13 protein-coding genes are annotated in these 17,705 nt (G+C 69.8%); 8 read left to right on the top strand and 5 right to left on the bottom strand.

Annotated features, from left to right (window positions below):
* Nucleotides 1–197 precede the first annotated feature (197 nt).
* A complete protein-coding gene (locus tag WME90_RS35385; protein WP_437276472.1) occupies nt 198–1,064 on the bottom strand; it encodes a hypothetical protein in 867 nt (288 codons plus the stop codon).
* A gap of 711 nt (nt 1,065–1,775) precedes the next feature.
* Here WME90_RS35385 and WME90_RS35380 point away from each other — a divergent pair.
* From WME90_RS35380 to WME90_RS35365, 4 genes are all read left to right on the top strand, one after another.
* Nucleotides 1,776–3,227 carry a spondin domain-containing protein gene (locus WME90_RS35380; RefSeq protein WP_437276471.1) on the top strand — a complete coding sequence of 484 codons (1,452 nt, stop codon included), beginning with the start codon at nt 1,776–1,778 and terminating at the stop codon, nt 3,225–3,227.
* Nucleotides 3,228–3,536: 309 nt separating this feature from the next.
* Nucleotides 3,537–4,646, top strand: a complete 1,110-nt coding sequence (locus WME90_RS35375) for a M23 family metallopeptidase (protein ID WP_437276470.1) — start codon at nt 3,537–3,539, stop codon at nt 4,644–4,646.
* 95 nt (nt 4,647–4,741) lie between these two features.
* Nucleotides 4,742–5,059, top strand: coding sequence for a hypothetical protein (locus WME90_RS35370; RefSeq protein ID WP_437276469.1), 318 nt, complete (start codon nt 4,742–4,744; stop codon nt 5,057–5,059).
* Between the two features lie 182 nt (nt 5,060–5,241).
* Nucleotides 5,242–6,012, top strand: a complete 771-nt coding sequence (locus WME90_RS35365; protein ID WP_437276468.1) for a hypothetical protein — start codon at nt 5,242–5,244, stop codon at nt 6,010–6,012.
* A 115-nt stretch (nt 6,013–6,127) separates the two neighbouring features.
* Here WME90_RS35365 and WME90_RS35360 read toward each other — a convergent pair whose 3' ends face one another.
* The 4 genes from WME90_RS35360 to WME90_RS35345 form a co-directional block, all read right to left on the bottom strand.
* Entirely contained in the window at nt 6,128–7,021 is an 894-nt protein-coding gene (locus tag WME90_RS35360) for an SDR family oxidoreductase (protein ID WP_437276467.1), read from the bottom strand.
* 504 nt (nt 7,022–7,525) lie between these two features.
* Nucleotides 7,526–8,752, bottom strand: a complete 1,227-nt coding sequence (locus tag WME90_RS35355; protein WP_437276466.1) for a glycosyl hydrolase 53 family protein — start codon at nt 8,750–8,752, stop codon at nt 7,526–7,528.
* Between the two features lie 291 nt (nt 8,753–9,043).
* The gene (locus WME90_RS35350; RefSeq protein ID WP_437276465.1) at nt 9,044–12,313 is read right to left on the bottom strand and encodes a glycosyl hydrolase 115 family protein; all 3,270 of its coding nucleotides are present in this window, start codon (nt 12,311–12,313) and stop codon (nt 9,044–9,046) included.
* Between the two features lie 806 nt (nt 12,314–13,119).
* Complete coding sequence (locus tag WME90_RS35345; protein WP_437276464.1) at nt 13,120–13,371, bottom strand: hypothetical protein; 252 nt, start codon at nt 13,369–13,371, stop codon at nt 13,120–13,122.
* A 432-nt stretch (nt 13,372–13,803) separates the two neighbouring features.
* Between WME90_RS35345 and WME90_RS35340 the strand changes: the two genes are divergently transcribed.
* The 4 genes from WME90_RS35340 (at nt 13,804) to WME90_RS35325 (ending at nt 17,667) form a co-directional block, all read left to right on the top strand.
* Nucleotides 13,804–14,802, top strand: coding sequence for an ABC transporter ATP-binding protein (locus tag WME90_RS35340; protein ID WP_437276463.1), 999 nt, complete (start codon nt 13,804–13,806; stop codon nt 14,800–14,802).
* Complete coding sequence (locus WME90_RS35335) at nt 14,799–15,644, top strand: ABC transporter permease (RefSeq protein WP_437276462.1); 846 nt, start codon at nt 14,799–14,801, stop codon at nt 15,642–15,644. The genes WME90_RS35340 and WME90_RS35335 overlap by 4 nt, the downstream gene beginning before the upstream one ends.
* Before the next feature lie 46 nt (nt 15,645–15,690).
* Nucleotides 15,691–16,497 (top strand): ABC transporter permease, encoded by an 807-nt coding sequence (locus WME90_RS35330; RefSeq protein WP_437276461.1) that lies wholly within the window; start codon nt 15,691–15,693, stop codon nt 16,495–16,497.
* Nucleotides 16,498–16,824: 327 nt separating this feature from the next.
* On the top strand, nt 16,825–17,667 hold the full coding sequence (locus WME90_RS35325; protein WP_437276460.1) for a hypothetical protein: 843 nt from the start codon (nt 16,825–16,827) through the stop codon (nt 17,665–17,667).
* Nucleotides 17,668–17,705 lie beyond the last annotated feature (38 nt).

The raw sequence follows: 17,705 nt of genomic DNA, 5'->3' as shown, positions 1-17,705 counted from the left end.
CTTCGCCGGCGCCGACGGCCACGAACGACGATGGCCATTGCGAGCCGCCCCGCGGCGCGCGTCCGAGCGATGGCCATCGCTCTTCTTGACCGCAACCGCGCACGCCCGCGATCGCCATCAAGCGGCCTGCTCGGCGGGCCATCAGCCCCCTGAGCGTCAATAGGCTTGAGGAACCGTGACCTCAGGTCGCGCGAGGTTCACGGCGACGCATCCGCGGGCTCCTCGCCTGCCTCGTCCTCGCCAGCCTCTTCCTCGTCGACTTCCTCCTCGTCGACCTCTTCCGTCGCCGCGGCCTTGACGACCCGCGACTGGAGCTTCGGGGTGACGTCCTCGAAGGCATCGCCATGGAAGTAATAGCCAATCTTCCGCAGGTCCGCGTGCCGCCGGAGCAGGAGCGTCCAGAGCCGATCGCGCATCGCCTCGGCCTCGCCGCGCTGCTTCGCGGCGGGCCGGCGGGCGCCGTCGGGGGTGAGGTTGTCGAGCAGCCACTCGCTCGCTTCCCGCAAGAGGTCGAACTCCTCCCGCGTGAAGGGGTGTTTTCCGCGGAGCGCGTCCGCGTGCTCGTCATACAGGTGGGCCAGCGCCATTCCGTCGCTGGCCATGTCGTACTTGCCGCTGCCGGCGCGGATCTCCGCCACGACGTCCCTCGGCAGGAGGCCTCGCCTGGCGAGGGTCTCGGCGAGCGAGAGCATCGGCTCCCGCAGCTCGGCCACGACCTTGAGCTTCGCCTCGACCTCGCGGCTGCTGGCCGGCCTGGCGGTGACGCGGGTCGAGGCGAACACGAGCGCCCGGCCGAGATCCGGCAGCGCGAGCACGTCGTCGAGCGGCAGCTCGGGCAGCGCCCTGCGAACCCGAGCCGGATCGGCGCAGGCCGCCGCGACGCCCTGCTTCACGTTGGCGAAGGCGATCCGGACGTCGGCGCGACAGAGCTCGACGTCCCGGTCCGGAAGCGCGAGGGCCTCCGGGGCGAAGCGCTTGTAGCAAGCGCGGTAGGAGTGCTTCCCCGTGGGAGGCGACGCAGGCGCCTTCCCCATGTCTTTGTTGTTGGTCTTGGCTTTGGCCATCCTGCCGTTGTACCCGCAGCCGAGCTCGGCCGTGAAGCTCGGCCTGGGCCGGCCGCCGCCGAAAGCACGAAAGGGACGCAGGCTTCGTCGGCAGGAAGGCTCCGCATCCTCTCCGATCGGGTGCGCAGGTCCACCAGCACCCCACGCTGCAAACGCATGGGGTCACGTAGTGTCATTTTGGATGCTCTCCTGTAAACGTCCGGGCACACGTAGTGTCATTTTGGATGCTCCCCTGTAAACGTCCGGGCACACGTAGTGTCATTTCGGATGCTCCCCTGTAAACGTCCGGGCACACGTAGTGTCACTCCGTCCGGTGCCGGGACGACGCGGCCGTCGACACGCGTCCCCACACGCGGTCCCGGCCTTCACGACCGCCCCGGTTCCGCTCGTCCAAGATCCCTGGCGGGACTGTTGCTGCACAGGGGACGTCTGGCCCACCGGGTGCACAGGCGACCGCCGGCCGCGCCAAGATTCCTCCCGACAACGATCGTGCAGGCGCGTGAGAGGGCAGCGAAACCGACCTGCACCCGACGCGTAGGACCAGCGGACGACGCGCCACGGGCCATCGCAGGTCGAGGCGCGCGCCGTACGGGCGCCTGCGGCCGCTCCGGTCTCCGGGGCGCGTCGGCGGAACGATCGCTGCCACGCGGCTCGCCGCGGCGGGGGCGAGCCAGGTCGCGCCGTCTTGTTCATCGCTTCTGGAGGATCGTTATGAAGGTTCGGAATCGCGCGCTCTCGGCCCTGTCGCTCATCCTCACCCTCGCCGCTGCTTGCAGCGATGGCGAAGGCGCCGGCACCACCGGCGCCGACGGCATGGGCGGGGGAGGCGCCGGCACCACCGGCGCCGACGGCATGGGCGGGGGAGGCGCCGGCGGGTCCGCTGGCGGGGATGCGGCCGTGAGCTTCGAGGTGACCATCGAGAACGTGACGCCCGGGCGGGATTACCGGGTGGCCGGCGTGTTCAACACGCCCGTGGGCGAGAGCACGCCCGGGCCGCTCCTCCCCGAGAAGAGCTTCGAGTTCCGCGTCGGCGCCCTCCCGGGCGACAGGCTGTCGTTCACGACGATGTTCGGGCAGTCGAATGATCTGTTCTATGCGCCCGATGGCGCCGGGATCGCGCTCTACGACGAGGCGGGCAAGCCGGTGAGCGGGGACGTGACCGACCAGGTCCAGCTGTGGGACGCGGGCAGCGAGGCCAACGAGGAGCCGGGCGCGGGGCCGAACCAGGCGCCCCGGCAGGGCAGCGCGAACACAGGCGCTCCGGACCCGGACAAAACGGTTCGGGTGGTCCAGGATGGCTATACCTACCCGGCGGTCGAGGAGGTCATCCAGGTGACGGTGACGCCGGAGCCGGGCAATGAGTTCACGATCCGGATCACCAACATGTCGGAGGTGGGGACGCTGATGCCCGAGGGCGGGGAGCCGGCCGCCGTGCCGCTGTCGCCGGGGCTCTTCGTCGTGCACACGATGGGCAACCCGCTGTTCACGGTCGGGCAGGCGAACCCCGGCAACGGGCTGGAGGCGCAGGCGGAGGACGGGAACCCGATGATGCTGTACGCGACGGCCATGCCCCGCGCGGGGCTGACCTCGCCGGCGGCGCCGGGCGTCGCGGTGGTGCACGGGGCCGCGGCGCCCCTGTTCAGGTCGGGCGAGGCGGACCGGGGCGAGGGCCTCGAGAGGCTGGCCGAGGACGGGAACCCGACCACGCTCGCGGGGTCGCTGGAGGCCGAGATCGGAGGCGAGCGCGGGATCTCGTCGGTGCTCGTCTACGACACGCCCGTCGACGCCTCGATGCCGGGGCCGTTGCTGCCGGGCGCGAAGTTCAGCTTCACGGTGACCGCGCGGCCCGGCGAGCGGCTGAGCTTCGCGTCGATGCTGGGGCAATCGAACGATCTGTTCTTCGCGCCGAGCGACGAGGGGATCGCGCTGTTCGACGCGGGCGGCGAGCCGGTGAGCGGCGATGTCTCCGACAAGGTCTCGATCTGGGACGCGGGCACCGAGGCCAACCAGTGGCCCGGCGTGGGCCCCGACCAGGCGCCGCGCCAGGCCGGGCCGCAGATGGGCGCCGACGATCCCACGGACCAGGTGCGCCCCGTCGACGACGGTTATCTGTACCCTGCGTCGAACGAGATGCTGAAGGTGACCATCACCCCGGCGCGGTAGCGGGAGCACCGGCGGCAGCGCTGGCCGCTGGCCGCTGGCCGCTGGCCGCTGCTCATCATCGACCGGTGTTTCTGGCGGAACGATTCCGCGGGGGCGAACCGGTGCGATCCGTCGCATCCTCGGGGATCTGGGGAGGGCGTGGCGACGGATCGCAGCCCCGAGGAGACCTGCCGCGCCAGCGATGCGTCTGCGAAGGCCGCCCGCCGGGCGGCCGGGGTTGACGCGAGCGACGCTCGCGCGTAGCGCATGTCTCGTGCCCCTGTCGCTGCCGTCGAGGCTCGCCGGCGCCATGGCGCAAGGTGATCTCTGATGCCCGGTGGAAGCCCCAAGCGACCCGAGCCCACGTTCGACGGCTGGTCGCCCCGCACCGAGGCCTCGGTGTGGCTCGGGCTCGGGCTGCTCGGCGTCGGGGTCGTGTGGTTCGCGGTGCGCGCCGTCGAGATCGACAGGTCGCTCGACGCCGCGAGCCGGCAGCGCGCGAGCGCCGGGCCTCCGGACGCGCCGCCGCCGCCGCCGGCGCCCGACGCGGGCGCAGAACCGCACCTCGCGCTGGCCTGGACGGTGGGAGCCCCGGGCGAGCCGGCGGAGCCGCTGGCGAGCGTGCGGCGGGCAGCCGAGGAGCTGCTCGCGCGGCGCCTCCCTCACGGGCCCCGTCGCGGGGCGGTGATCCGCGCCGTGGCCGAGGCCGCCAGGGCGCCGGAGGCGCCTCGTGTTCTGGCGCTCGACGTGCGGGCGGCCGGGCAACCGGAAGCCCGCTTCTACCGGCTCGACGACGACGCCACGGGGCGGCTTGTCGACGAAGATGGACGCGGGCCGGTGCCGAACCCGTGGCAGGCGCCGCTCGCCACGCTGCGTCGGACGTCGCCGTTCAACCCCAAGCGGATGCACCCCGTCTTGCACCGCGTGAGGCCGCACGAAGGCACGGACTACGGCGCGCCGTCGGGAACCCCGGTCTATGCCGCGCTCGAGGGCAGCGTCTCCTGGGTGGGGCCGCACGGCGGTCACGGCAACTGGGTCGCGATCCAGCACGACAACGGTGTCGAGACAGGCTACGCGCACCTCTCGAGGTTCGCGGCGGGCCTGAAGCGCGGGGACCACGTGGCGACCCATCAGGTCGTCGGCTACGTGGGGTCGACCGGGCGGTCGACGGGGCCGCACCTGCACTTCAGCGCGAGCCGCAACGGCGTCTACTTCGACGCGGAGACGCTGCTCGCGATGCGCTTGCAGGAGCTCCCTGCCGATCAGCGCGACGCGTTCCGCACCGAGAAGGGCGAGCTCGACCGCGAGCTCGACGACATCGGGGATCCCCTTCCCGCCGCGTCGCGGCCCGGCGGCGGGGACGAGCCGGCGTCGCCGGCGAACGATTCGGTGTCGCAGCCGCGCGCGGCCGCGTCGGGCGCCCGGCGCCAGCGGCGGTGACCGCCGGCGAGGCTGTCCGGCGCCAGCGGCGGTGACCGCCGGCGAGGCTGTCCGGCGCCAGCGGCGGTGACCGCCGGCGAGGCTGCCCGGCGGCCTTGTCTCCCCCGCAGGTCGGCGTGCTCGCGCTCACGGCGCTCCGCCGCTTCGAGGACAAGGACGACCGCAGCACCCGTCGACGGATCGCCCTCGTCCTGGGCGAGGAGTCGGCCGGCGTGGCTGACATCATGAAGGCGCTCGAAGCGCTCGGCGCCGTCGTCTCGGACATGGATTACGAGCGCCGCCTCGACGACAAGCGGCGCGTCAACGTGACGCTCGACGCGAGGATCCCGAACACGATCGGCGTGGAGACGCTGATTGACCAGCTCGCAAAGCAGCCCGGGGTCCGGCGAGTCCACGTCCGGGCGCCCACGTGATGGAAGCCGCTCCGCGCACGGTCGAGCGGCGGCGAGGTCCCGGCGCAGTCCCGTAAACATCGGGCTGGACCGGGTGCAGCTCCCGTCGGGCATGCGATGGCGTCGAGGGCTTCTGCCGGGAGCGCTTGGTCTGGTATTAGACTGAGCGAGGCCCTTTATGAGGGCAGGCCATGGAGGGCCACATGAACAGACTTGCCTATCGAGGGACACTCGCCGCTCTCGCCCTGCTCGCCGCCGCTTGTGGCGGGCCGTCGGACGACACGCCCGGCGGCGCGGGCAGCGGGACGACCACGTCGGGCGGCGGGGGCGGCGGGACGACCGCGTCGGGCGGGACGACCGCGTCGGGCGAGACGACCGCGTCGGGCGAGACGACCGCGTCAGGGAGCGAGATCCTGGCGCTCGAGATCGTCGAATGGTACCAGAGCGAATCGGCGCTGCGGGTCTCGTTGATCCTGAGGAATCAGGATACGTTGCCGTTGCCCGTGACGCCGGTGAGCTTCTCCGTGGAGAGCACGGATGGGTTCACGCTCGGTTCGGAGCCCTTTGCGTGGCTCACGCAGCCGTGCCCGTCGGTGAACCTGTCGTCCTCGGCCTCCTTGCGCTGCGAGCTGGGCTTCAGAAAGAGCGCCGCCCAGGAGCCGGCGCGCCTTGTGTTCGCCGCGCTCGACGGGCGCGAGGCCGAGGCCTCGTTTCCGGCCGAGTCCCCCATCACGCAGGACAACTTCTGCTCGCACTTCGACTTCGACAGGTCTTGCCTGGATTGCACGGCCGATTGCGGACTGTACGAGTCTGCCTGCTCCTCGGAAGACGATACGATCAACCTGTTCTCTGCCATCGATCCGGGGGGGGACTATTGCGCTGAAGGTGTTCTTGCCCTGAGCGCCGCCTGTTACGACGCGCTGTTTTCGTGCGTGCGCAACGAGTGCGCCGACAGCTGCGAGTTTTACCCATGATCCACGGGGCGCGGAGCCGCGGGAGCGCGCCCCGGCTCCCCGCCTGCCGCGAGGTCGCGCGGTCCTTTTCCTGAGCAGGGCCCTGGCCGGTGCCCGCGTCTCGCGCGGGGCCGGGTCAGCGCGGGCGGCGGTCGTGGAAGGTGCGGCGCTCGAGGTCGGCGAGCAGGCCCGCCTGCTCGGGCTTCCAGCCGAACCGCGCCTGCGTGAGCGCGCTCGACGCGGGGGTGTCGAGCGCGAAGAACGCGCCGATCCAGCCGAAGTGCTCCCTGGGGACCGACTCGACCGGCAGGCCGAGCTTGCGACCGATGACACCGGCGATGTCGCGGGTCGAGATACCCTCGTCGCCGACCGCGTGGAGCCGCGCGCCGGCCGGCGCCTTCTCGAGCGCGAGGACGAACAGCCGCGCGGCGTCGAGCCGGTGCACCGCGGGCCACCGGTTCTCGCCGTCGCCGATGTACCCGGAGCGCCCCGTCTTGCGCGCGAGCTCGATCAGCATCGGGACGAACCCGTTGTCGCCATCGTCGTGGACCGACGGCGGCAGCCGCAGCGAGGACACGCGCACGCCGCGGCTCGCGAACGAGAGGGCGAGCTGCTCGGAGGCGGCCCGCGGGCCACCGGTCGACGCATCGAGCGCCTCGTCCTCGGTGAGGACCTGCCCCCGCGTGAAGCGCGCGGTGCCGGCGGTGACGACGAGCGGGCGATCGGTGCCGACGAGCGCGCTGCCGAGCGCCTCGATCGCGCCCCGGTCCATCTCGCAGTTCCCGGCGAAATCGTTGAGGTCGTCGTGGGAGAACGCGCAATGGATCACCCCGTCGCAGGCGGCGGCGCCGCGGCGCAGGCTATCGAGATCCGTGAGCGCGCCGCGGTGCACGTCGACGCCGGCGGCGGCGAGCTTCTCGGCGGACGCGTCCGACCGCGCGAGGCCGAGCACGCGGTGGCCGGCGCGGATGAGCTGAGGGACGAGGGCAGAGCCGATGAAGCCGCTGGCTCCCGTGAGGAAGATACGCATAGAAACCCCTCGTTGGTTCGGGAGCCTTCATGGCACCGCCGCGGCACGCGCCGAATACTCCCGCGGCAGGCGGTGCTAGACCACCGATCACATTAGATCACGGGAAAATCAGCAGAAGAGAAGAAAAACCGCAAGGGCGCGAGGGGCGCAAGGGAACAGAGAAAACTCTCTCATCTCTCATCTCTCATCTCTCATCTCTCATCTCTCATCTCTCATCTCTCATCTCTCATCTCTCATCTCTCATCTCTCATCTCTCATCTCTCATCTCTCATCTCTCATCTCTCATCTCTCATCTCTCATCTCTCATCTCTCATCTCTCATCTCTCATCTCTCATCTCTCATCTCTCATCTCTCATCTCTCATCTCTCATCTCTCATCCCTTGCGTCCCTTGCGCCCTTGCGGTTTTTCTTTCCCGCATTCCCTTACCTTGGAGCTTGGTCCCCAACCGATCGTTGAGTTTTGCAAGCCATTAAATTGAGACGACCTTCAACCGGTTCGGCGTCCTAGAAATCCCGGTAGTCGACCTTCATCTGATCGTACGGCGCGATCATGCTCTCGATGACATCGCCGTTCGGCGCGAAGATCCGCTCGTGCCACTCGGTCGGCTCCCAGATGAAGGTGCCGAGCCCGCGCTTGTCCGGAAGGTTGAACATCAGGTCGTTGGCCGCGCGCTTCTCCCATGAATACTCCGCCACCACGAACTTCAGGTCGGGATAACGCTTCACGAGATCATCGAAGTTCGCCCTCCACCCCGAGGGCGGTCCCTGGTACTCGGTGTAACAGGACTGGCCGAGCACATCGAATTTGACGCCCTGCCCGAGCACCCCGTCGACCCACCAGCGCGTCGCCGCGTTGTCGTCGCAGCGGTCGAGGTGCAGCATGACGGTGATCGTGTCGTCGGCGTCCTTGACGCCCTGGATCCCGGCCTTCAAGAGCGAGCCGAGCCCCTGGAACGCCTGCCCCGTGACGAAGCCGTCGGGCCACAGCAGCCCTTGCGGGATCTCGTTGCCGATCTGGACCATATCCGGGCGCGCCCCGGCGGCGCTCAGCCGCTCGATCGCGTCGCGCGTGAACTCGCGCATGGCGCTCGCCAGCGCGTCGCCCTCTAGGTCGGTCCAGGCGACGGGCTTGTGTTGATCGTCCGGGTCGGCCCACACGTCGCTGTAGTGAAAGTCGAGCAGGAAGCCCATGTTCGCCCGCTTCACGCGCCGCGCCATCTCGATCGTGTGCTCGAGATCGCAGAAGCCCTGGGGCGAATACGGGTCGTCGTCGACGGCCGCGTCGGCGTACACGGCCGTCGGGTCGTTGAACAGGCGCAGGCGGATCCAGTTGAACCCGTGCGCCTTCAGGATCTCGAGGATGTCCTTCTCGACGAGCTTACCCGTCGCTGGATCGATGTCGCGGAACACCTTGCCTCCAGCCTCGCGCTCCTGCACCCAGGAGATGTCCGCGCCGAGGATGAAGCCCGAGGGCGCGCCCGGCGCCTCATCGCCTCCGCTCCCGCCGGTCCCAGCGCCGCCCGCGCCGCCCCCGCTCGCGGAGGTTCCACCCGCGCCGCCTCCGGCGCTGCTCGTGCCGCTGCCGCTCGTGCCGCTGCCCGCGCCGCCTGCTCCGCTCCCCGTGGACGCCTCGGCGCCCGTCGTCGCCGCGGCCTGACCGGCGCCGCCCCCGCCGGCCGCCCCGGCGCCCGAGCTCTCACCGCACGCGGAGAGCGCCGGAAGCAGCGCCACCACACCGATCCATCCCAGCTTCTGTCGCAGCATGCCTGACCCCGGCGACAATCCTACCACCGACCCTTCGCTCGATCACCGCGCACGGAGAGGGCGCGTCCACGATCGCGGCGCCGCCGGCAGAAAGATCCGTTGTCGATAAGCACGCGGCCGGCGGCTGGATGGTTGCGGCTCACGCCGCCGAGCCCGTGCGGCCTCGGCACATCGCTCGCGCGGGGCGTACAAACGGCGAGAGCCCGCCGCACAGCTCGTGCGCGGCGGGCCCTCGGACCGCGAACAGCAGACGATGCTTTACTGCTGCTCCGGCCCCCTGCCCATCCAGTAGCTCTCGGGCGGGCCCAGGAGGCTGTCCTTCATGCCACCGGCGTCGACCACGACCTTCTGGACGATCACGCCCGGATGGACCATCCACACCTTCACCGTGTGGTCACCCGCCTTCGCGATCGTGTGCGTGGTGCGCATGATGTTGGCGTTGTCCGAGGTGTGCCGCTCCCAGATCTTGTTGCCGTTGCCGTTGAGCTCGACGGCGTAGCTCGTGTTGACCTTCTGGATCGGACCGTCGTCGATCGACACGGCGTACTGCAGGCCATCGGCCCAGTTCTGGAAGTTGTTCCTCGGCGACACGTAGACATACACGTTCACCGGGCCGCTGCTCGTGAGGTGCACGTCGTACTCGAGGCGAGGCGACGCGGCGCCGGGCTTCTGGGGCTCGGCCGTCACCGGGGACGGCGTCATCCCCGACCCGGTGCGCCCGATCTCCGGGAGCAGCTTCCACGACACGTCATCCGTGCCGATCGCGCGGCTGTAGTGATCCGCTTCCATCGAGACAACGCCGTTCGCCTCGATGAAGCGGTTCGGCTTCCACGCGATCGGCCGCGGGTCCTCGACGCGGGCCGTGACCACCACCGTGCTCCCGTCCGAGCCCGAGACCGTGATCGGGACCTCGACCGGGAACGTCAGGTCCGTGGGGGCCATGACCCAGTCGACCCTCACCGTCGCGCGCACCTCCTTGTCGACGACACCGTGGCTCGGGTAGACGTTCAGCCACTTCGGGCACGGCGTGTTCGCGGCCCAGCCGGTGGGGCACTCGACCGGGAGGTCGACGTCGATCGTGTACTCGAGCGGCTCGCGGCCGCGGTTGAACACCTCGATGTACTGCTCGGGCTGCGTCTGATACCGGCTGAACGCAGGCAGCTCGGCGGCCGCCTCGCCTTCCACGTCACCCGTCCAGAAGCTGTTCGAGCCGTCGATCGCCACGCCGAGATCCGACGCTTCCGGGACGTCGACCGACACGAGCTCCGGCCAGATGAACTCCTGGATGTTGTTGTACTGGAACTCGGGCTGCTGCCACGACGGGTTCCCCGGAGCGCCGTAGCCGATGTGAGGCTGCGTCTGGAAACCCTCCCACTTGCCGCCGGCGAGATCGTGATTGTAGTAGGACGCGAGCTCCAGATCGTCCTGGAGCCGCGCCTCCGCGGCGGCCGCCATGTCGTTCGTGGCCGCGCGCCCCTGCGCCGCATAGAGCTTGTTCTTGAACCCTGCCAGGCGCAGCGCATACAGGTTGGCTGTCGCCTTCACCTGGTAGTACACGAGCTGGAAGTAGGCGTCCTGCGCCTCCTGCGGCAGGAGCCTGGCCGCGAACTCCGCCTGCGACGCCAGCGCCTCCCACTCCTCCGTGACGCTCTCGAGCTCGCGGTAGTTCGTGATGCTGAACGGGCTCGCGCCGTCGTCGTACGTGACCGCGGACGTGTCAGGATCCGGGACCTCGGTCGTGGGCTGGCTGACCAGGACATCGTAATCGACGGTGATCTTCCGGTTGGTCAGCTCCGGCTTGCGATCCGACTGGAGCAGCGAGTAGCTGTGCAGGATGTCGGCGATGATGTCCGCGTGCTCGGAGCCGAACTGCTTCTCGGTCCACCGCCGCTCCCACGCGCCGATGTCCTCGACCTGCATCTTCTCCGGGTTCCACGCGTAGTCGAGGAAGAACTGGAGCGGGAGCTCCTCGCTCTTGAAGTCGCCGACGTTGACGACCCAGAGCCGATTGACGCCGTAGTTGTAGGCAAGGTTGAGCTGCTCCCAGACGTTGGGCAGGAGGATCGTGTCGACCCACTTGTAGTTACGGCCGCCGCCGACGTAGTCGAAGTGGTAGTAGAGGCCGAAGCCGCCGGCCCGCTGCTTGCCGAGCTCCGGCAGGCGCTTCATGTTGGACCAGTTGTCGTCGCAATAGACCACCGTGACGTCGTCCGGCACGGTGATGCCGGCGTCCCAGTAGCCCTGGATCTCCTTGTACAGCGTCCAGACCTGGGGGATGGTCGTCACGTCCTTGCCCGTCACGTCGGCGAGGATCTTCCGCTGGGACTCGACGATGTTCTTCATGAGCGGGATGCCGTCTGCCGGGGGCAGGCTGACGTCGCCGGGGCCGCGCATGCCGAGCGTGACGACGCCCTCGATGTTCTGGTCGACCATCCGCTGGATGCCCTTGGTCCAGTGCTTCTTCAGCGCGTCGGAGTTCACCGAGAAGCGCCACTCGCCGGTGCCGCCGTACGGATCGTTCCCTGGAGTGGTGATGGCGCCTGCCGCGTCCCTCTTCGCCGCGACCGCGTGGCGATTCCACTCCTCGATACCCTGCATCATCGGGGCCTCATGCGAGGTCCCCATCACGATGCCGTACCGCGAGGCCGTCGCGTGGTTCTCCGGATCGTCCTCGGCGAACGCCCGGCCCCACACGGCGGGCCAGATGTAGTTCGCCTTCATGCGGAGCGCGACCTCGAAGATCTTCTCCCAGTAAAGGTGGTTGAGCCCCCCGGGGAAGCCCTCCGCCTTGCCAGGCCCGAACATCTTCGCCGCCCAGTTGCCCGTCGCGGGGTTCTCGTCGTTGATGAAGAACCCGCGGTACTTCACCTTCGGCTCGCCCTGGGTGTGCAGCCCGGGGAGCACGTACAGCGTCTGGCTCTTCTGGGCAGGGACGTCGTCCCACCAGTACAGGGGCGACACGCCGATCTGCGAGGAGAGATCGTACGCGCCGAAGATGGCGCCGCGCTGGTCGCTGCCCGCGATGACGAGCGCTCGATCCACGCCCTCCACCGGCTTGTCGACGATCTGCGTGACGAACGTCTCCCACTTTCCCGTCACGCCGGAGACGTCGAGCTTGTTGGCCTGCACCAGCTGATCGATGATCGGGCTATTGCCCACCGTCCCGATCAGGACCACCTCTTTCGCCGACGCCGGGATCTCGTCGCTGACGACGGCCGCAGTGCCGGTCACCCGCTGGAGGTCCGCCGCGAGGTCGTCCACGACGCGGATGACGCCCGCATAGTCGCTCTCGCTGACGACCAGCGGAGCGACCTGGCCGCCCACGGCGAGGGGGAAACGACCCGCTCCACCTTCGGTTGAAACGTACTTGTCCAGGGAGCCCGCCGGCGTGTCGGCCGGCGGCACCTCGGCGTCTTGGCCGGGCGCCCCATCCGCCCCATCCGCCCCATCCGCGCCGGGCTCGCCCGGCGGGCCCGCGGGGCCCTGCGCTCCATCCGACCCGCAGGCGGCCAACGAAGCGAGCGACATGGGGAGCAGCAAGCAGAGTAGCGAGGATCCGATTCGACCCTTCCTGATGACCATGCGTGCGTAACTCATAACGGTGTTTCCCTCGTTGATGCGGCTGACCGGCGTCGTCGACGCGCCCGCGCTGGACACGGGCCGTGACCTCCGGCGCTGAGGCCGGGCGCTCCTATGCAATCGTCCAAATCTCTGCGGCGATCCGCGCCACCGCGATCGTGATCCCGGTGATCACGAGGCGTTCTTCCGAGCGATCACGCCGCGGCGATCCCGGTGATCACCACGGCGTGACGTGCGCACCGACGGTCCCGAGGCCCGGCGAGCCCGACCCGCGCCGGCTGCGCCGGACAGGACGTGCCCGCTCGGGGCCGCTGGAGACGCGCGGGAGCGAGGTGCCGTCGATGCGCGGACACGGTCCGGCGCGAAGGGCCACTCGCTGCACGCCGCGTCGGCTGCGGTCGGGCTGGGTTCCGTGGTTTATGGCTGTCGACAGATGAAGCTCGGAGGCGGAGTACGCCTTCTCTGCACAAGTTAGCTGGGTGTCACCCAGGTTGCACCTCGCTGGTGTGGCCCGACAGAATTCCCGCGGCGCGCCGCTGTGATCACGCGATCGCCGCGATTTTTCGGGTCGGAAGCTTGTTTCGCCATCATGGCGCAGAGGCATGCGCCTCCGTGCGTCGAGCCTCTCGCGGCGCGGCGGATCACAGTATCTATGGAGTTCTTCAATGGGTTTGAAGGCGGGCCGTGCGCCCCTGGCGGCGGTCCTGGCAGGCGGCGCTGCGCTCAGCGGAGGAGGGGATCGCATCGCGCGCGCTTCAGGCGAGGAGCCTCTTCGATCGAGCGGGGTTCATGCGAGCGGGGTTCGTGAGCCCACTCCGCGAGGTCGCCGGGCTCGACGACGGGCTCACCAGGCCGAGGACCGCTGTCTCCTCGATGCCCTTCGCCATCACCACGAGATGGACCGGCGCGTCGTTGTCCCAGCGCGTGAGGTCCTCGGTGCCGTGGATGGTGGCGCCGGTCCCGTACATCACATGGCTAAAGTCAAAGGGATCGAACTCGATATCCACATCGCCCCCACGCGACGCCGTCGATGTCCTTCGTGTGCTCGTTGCTCGGGTCCAGTCGCATAACTCACCCTGGCCCAAAGCAAACGAGGATAAGTAATACACTTTACAAATAAACCAACGAAGGGGTACGGCCAGGCTGGCTCGTTCGGCCGCGATACTGCTTCAAGAACAGCACTATTGCAAGAGGAGGCTTTCGGGCGCTCCAGCAGAGCTTCGAGGCACGCGGATTGCGTCATCGTGTGCCGCGCAGCGAGCTTGATGGCTTGGTTGTGCCATTCTCGGCCAGGTTCGAGGGGCTCAGCGCCCAACTCCGGGATTGACGGCGGGCAGCGCGCGGCGAAGGCGGCGCGGGAGCCCGCGTCCGCGCGCCGCTGGCCGTCAGGCAGAGGTCCTGTATGCTCCCGGGCCGCCCGTGAGACCCTTGCCGCCGCCATGCCGCTGATCGTCGTCGAGGACCTGCGCAAGGCGTACCGGGTGGCCGAGCGTCGGCCGGGCGCCCTGGGCGCGCTCGCCGGGCTCGTGCGGCCGCGCTACCGCGCCGTGGACGCGCTCGCCGGCGTCTCGTTCTCGCTCGAGCGGGGCGAGCTCGTGGGGTACATCGGGCCGAACGGCGCCGGCAAGTCGACGACGGTCAAGATCCTGGCGGGCATCCTCGTGCCGGACTCCGGGCGCTGCGAGGTGGCCGGCCGCGTCCCGTGGCGGGAGCGCGTCGCGCACGTGCGGCGGCTCGGCGTTGTGTTCGGCCAGCGCACCCAGCTCCTGTGGGATCTGCCGGTGCTCGACTCGTTCGAGCTCCTCCGGGACATCTACCGCGTCGGCGCGGCCGAATACGCGCGCGCGCGCGACGAGCTCGTCGCGATGCTCGACCTGGCGCCGCTGCTCGACACGCCGGTGCGGCAGCTCAGCCTCGGCCAGCGCATGCGCTGCGATCTCGCGGCCGCGCTGCTCCACGCGCCCGACCTGCTCTTCCTCGACGAGCCCACGATAGGCCTCGACGCCGTCTCGAAGCTCGCGGTGCGGCGCTTCGTCCAGCGGCTCAACCGCGAGCGCGGCGTCACGGTGATCCTGACGACGCACGACATGGACGATATCGAGGCGCTGTGCTCGCGCGTCATCCTCATCGCCGGGGGGCGGGTGCTCTCGGACGGCTCGCTCGAGGCGCTGCGCGCGCAGGTCACCGCGGAGCGCTGGCTCATCGTGGATCTCACGGACCCCGCGGCGGAGATCGCCGAGCCGCGCGCCGAGGTGATCCGCCGCGAGGGCGCCCGCGTGACGCTGCGCTTCGACCCCGCGGCGATCTCGACGGCGGAGCTCGTCGGGCGCGTGACGGCCCGCTACCCCGTGCGCGACCTCCTGGTGCAGAACCCGCCGATCGACGAGATCGTGGCGCGGCTCTACGGCGAGGGCGGCGAGGCGGGCGCGCGGCCGTGAGCGCGCTCGTCGCCAGCTTCGCGGGCAATCTCGCCGCCTGCGCCGCCGTGTTTCGCGCGCGCTGCCGCGCGCTCCTGCAGTACCGCGCGGCGGCGGTGGCCGGGTTCGGCACGCAGCTGTTCTGGGGGCTCATCAAGGTGATGGTGCTCGAGGCGTTCTACGGGAACGCCGCGCACCACACGTCGACCGCGCCGCTGCCCATGGCGCTGGGGCAGGCGGTCACGTACACGTGGCTCGGACAGGCGTTCTTCCAGCTGCTGCCGTTCTCGACGAACCCCGACCCCGAGGTGCGCGAGCTGATCCGCACCGGCGCGGTGGGCTACGAGCTGGCGCGCCCGCTCGATCTGCACGCGCTCTGGCTCGCCCGCGCGCTCGCCGCGCGCGTCGCGCCGACGCTGCTGCGCGCGGTCCCGATGTTCGCGGTCGCGGTGCCGCTCCTCGGCATGGCGCTGCCGCCGTCGCTGGCCGCCGCGGGCGCGTGGGCGGCGGCGATGGTCGGCGCGGCGGCGCTCGTGGGCGCGTTCGCGACGGCGGTGACGTCGACGATGCTGTGGACCACGTCCGGCGACGGGATCGCGCGGATCGTGCCGTCGCTCGTCCTCGTCGCCTCCGGCATGATCGTGCCCTTGCCGCTGTTTCCGCCGTGGATCCAGCCGTGGCTCGACGCGCTGCCGTTCCGCGGCATGGTCGACGCGCCGTTCCGGCTCTACCTCGGGCACCTGCCCGCGGCGGCGCTCCCGGGCGTGCTGCTGCACCAGGCGCTGTGGACCGCCGTGTTCGTGGCGCTCGGCAGAGCGATGGTCGCCCGCGGCCTGCGTCCGCTCGTGGTGCAGGGCGGCTGAGGGGCGAGGAACGGACGCGGAGACGAGGACACGAGGAACAGGCGAGATGTCGCTCGATGCAGCAAGGCTTTACCTCCGGCTCGCCGCCGCGTCCTTGCGGGCGCAGATGCAGTATCGCGCCTCGTTCGTGATGTGGTCTGTCGGGCAGTTCATCACGGTGGGCATCGAGCTGCTCGGCGCGTGGGCGCTGTTCGACCGGTTCGGCGCGGTCCGGGGGTGGCGCTTCGCGGAGGTGGCCCTGCTGTTCGGCCTCGTCAACGTCTCGTTCGCGCTCGCCGAGGCGTTCGGCCGCGGGTTCGACACCTTCTCCATGAGGGTGAGGTCGGGCGATTTCGACCGGCTCCTCCTGCGCCCGCGCTCCACGGCGTTCCAGGTCGCCACCGGGGAGTTCCAGTTCCTGCGCGCCGGGCGGCTCGCGGTCGGCCTCGTGATGCTCCTGTGGGCCGGGAGCGCGCTGAGCGTGGGGTGGACGGCGGCCAAGATCGCGCTGCTCGCAGGCGCTGTCGTCGGGGGAGCCTGCGTGTTCTACGGGCTCCTCGTGCTCCAGGCCACGCTGTGCTTCTGGACGGTCGAGTCGCTCGAGATCATGAACGCGTTGACGTACGGCGGCACGGAGGCCGCGCAGTACCCGCTGACGCTGTACCGCGACTGGTTCCGGCGCTTCTTCACGTTCGTCGTGCCGCTCGCGTTCGTGAGCTACATCCCGGCGGGCGCGCTGCTCGATCGCCCCACGGTCCCCGCGCTGCCCGAGGCCGCGCGCTGGGCGTCGCCGCTCGTGGGCGTGGTGTTCCTGCTCGCGTCGCTGCGCATCTGGCGGTTCGGGGAGCGGCGGTACCAGTCCACAGGGTCCTGAAGCAGCGGGCGTGACGCCGGTGCAAAAGCCAAAGGCCGCCGCGCTGTCAGCGGGCGCTGTCAGGTGTCATCGATCGCTGACAGCTGTCGACGGTCGCTGACAGCCGGAGGCGGTGCGCGATGGCGCGCTCCGCAGGAATGCGGGCGCGGCGGGCTCGGCACGCTGCCTGCAAAAGCGTTGACACGCTGAGACGCTGAGGCGTTGAAACGCCAAAGCGCCAAAGCGCCCCGGCGTCCAGACGGCAGCGAAGAACGGGCTTCGCGCGCTGGAGATCGACGGAAACCGGCGAGGCGGCCGCGCCGCCGCGCCGACAATGGAGGATGTTCCATGCTCTCTCTCAACAAGACACTCGGTCACCTCGGAATCGCTCTCTGCAACTCCACCCTCGCGCTCTCGCTCCTCGGCGCCGCCGCGCTGATTCCAGGGTGCGTCGCCGGCTCGGACGAGCCGTGCAGCGACGGCGCCTGCGAGGGCGAGCTGGGCGACGGCCTCGACGTCGGCTCGGGCGAGGCCGAGGACGTCGGTGAGGCCGAGTCGGCGCTGGGGGTGAACGACGTCGGCGTCATCCCGGCCAGCGCGTGCCCCTCCAACTTCGAGCAGATCACGATCTTCATGGACGACGAGGACACGAGCAACGGCAACGATCACGGCGGCTGGATCGGCGCGACGCAGAGCAACAGCAACACCAGGTTCATCTTTTGCCGCGTTGCGGGGAGCTCCTTCAAGCCGCTCAACACCGGGGAGCCGTACGCCGTGCTCAAGCTCGGCGGCACCTGCCCGGCCGGCTCCGAGGCGTTCTCGCGCACCTTCGACAACGAGGACACGTCGAACAGCAACTCGTCCACGGGGAACATCTTCCCCAACACCTCCACGCAGAGCCCCTCGAAGACCACGCTCGCATTCTGCCTGTTCCGCGGCAGCGCCAGCGCGATGAGCACCTTCCCGAACCTCGGCTTCAACTACGGGATCCTGGCGCGCGCAAACCTGTCGAAGAGCGTGGGGGTAGGCTGGGATGGCTGGATCGAGACGGACGACGAGGACACCGCGAACGGGAACAGCATGTCTTTCTCGTGGTCGGCGCTCGACTTCGCCAAGACCAATGACGCCCTCCAGATCGTGAGCAACGAGGCCGACTCCAAGACAAGGCTGCGCATGACCCGCGTGCAGTGAGATCCGCGCCGCGCGCGGAGGGCCGCGCGCCGTAGCTT

It is taken from the genome of Sorangium sp. So ce375, assembly GCF_051473855.1.
Taxonomy (GTDB): Bacteria; Myxococcota_A; Polyangia; order Polyangiales; family Polyangiaceae; genus Sorangium.
Note: the sequence above shows the minus strand (reverse complement) of the source record. Positions and strands in the feature narration are given on the sequence as shown.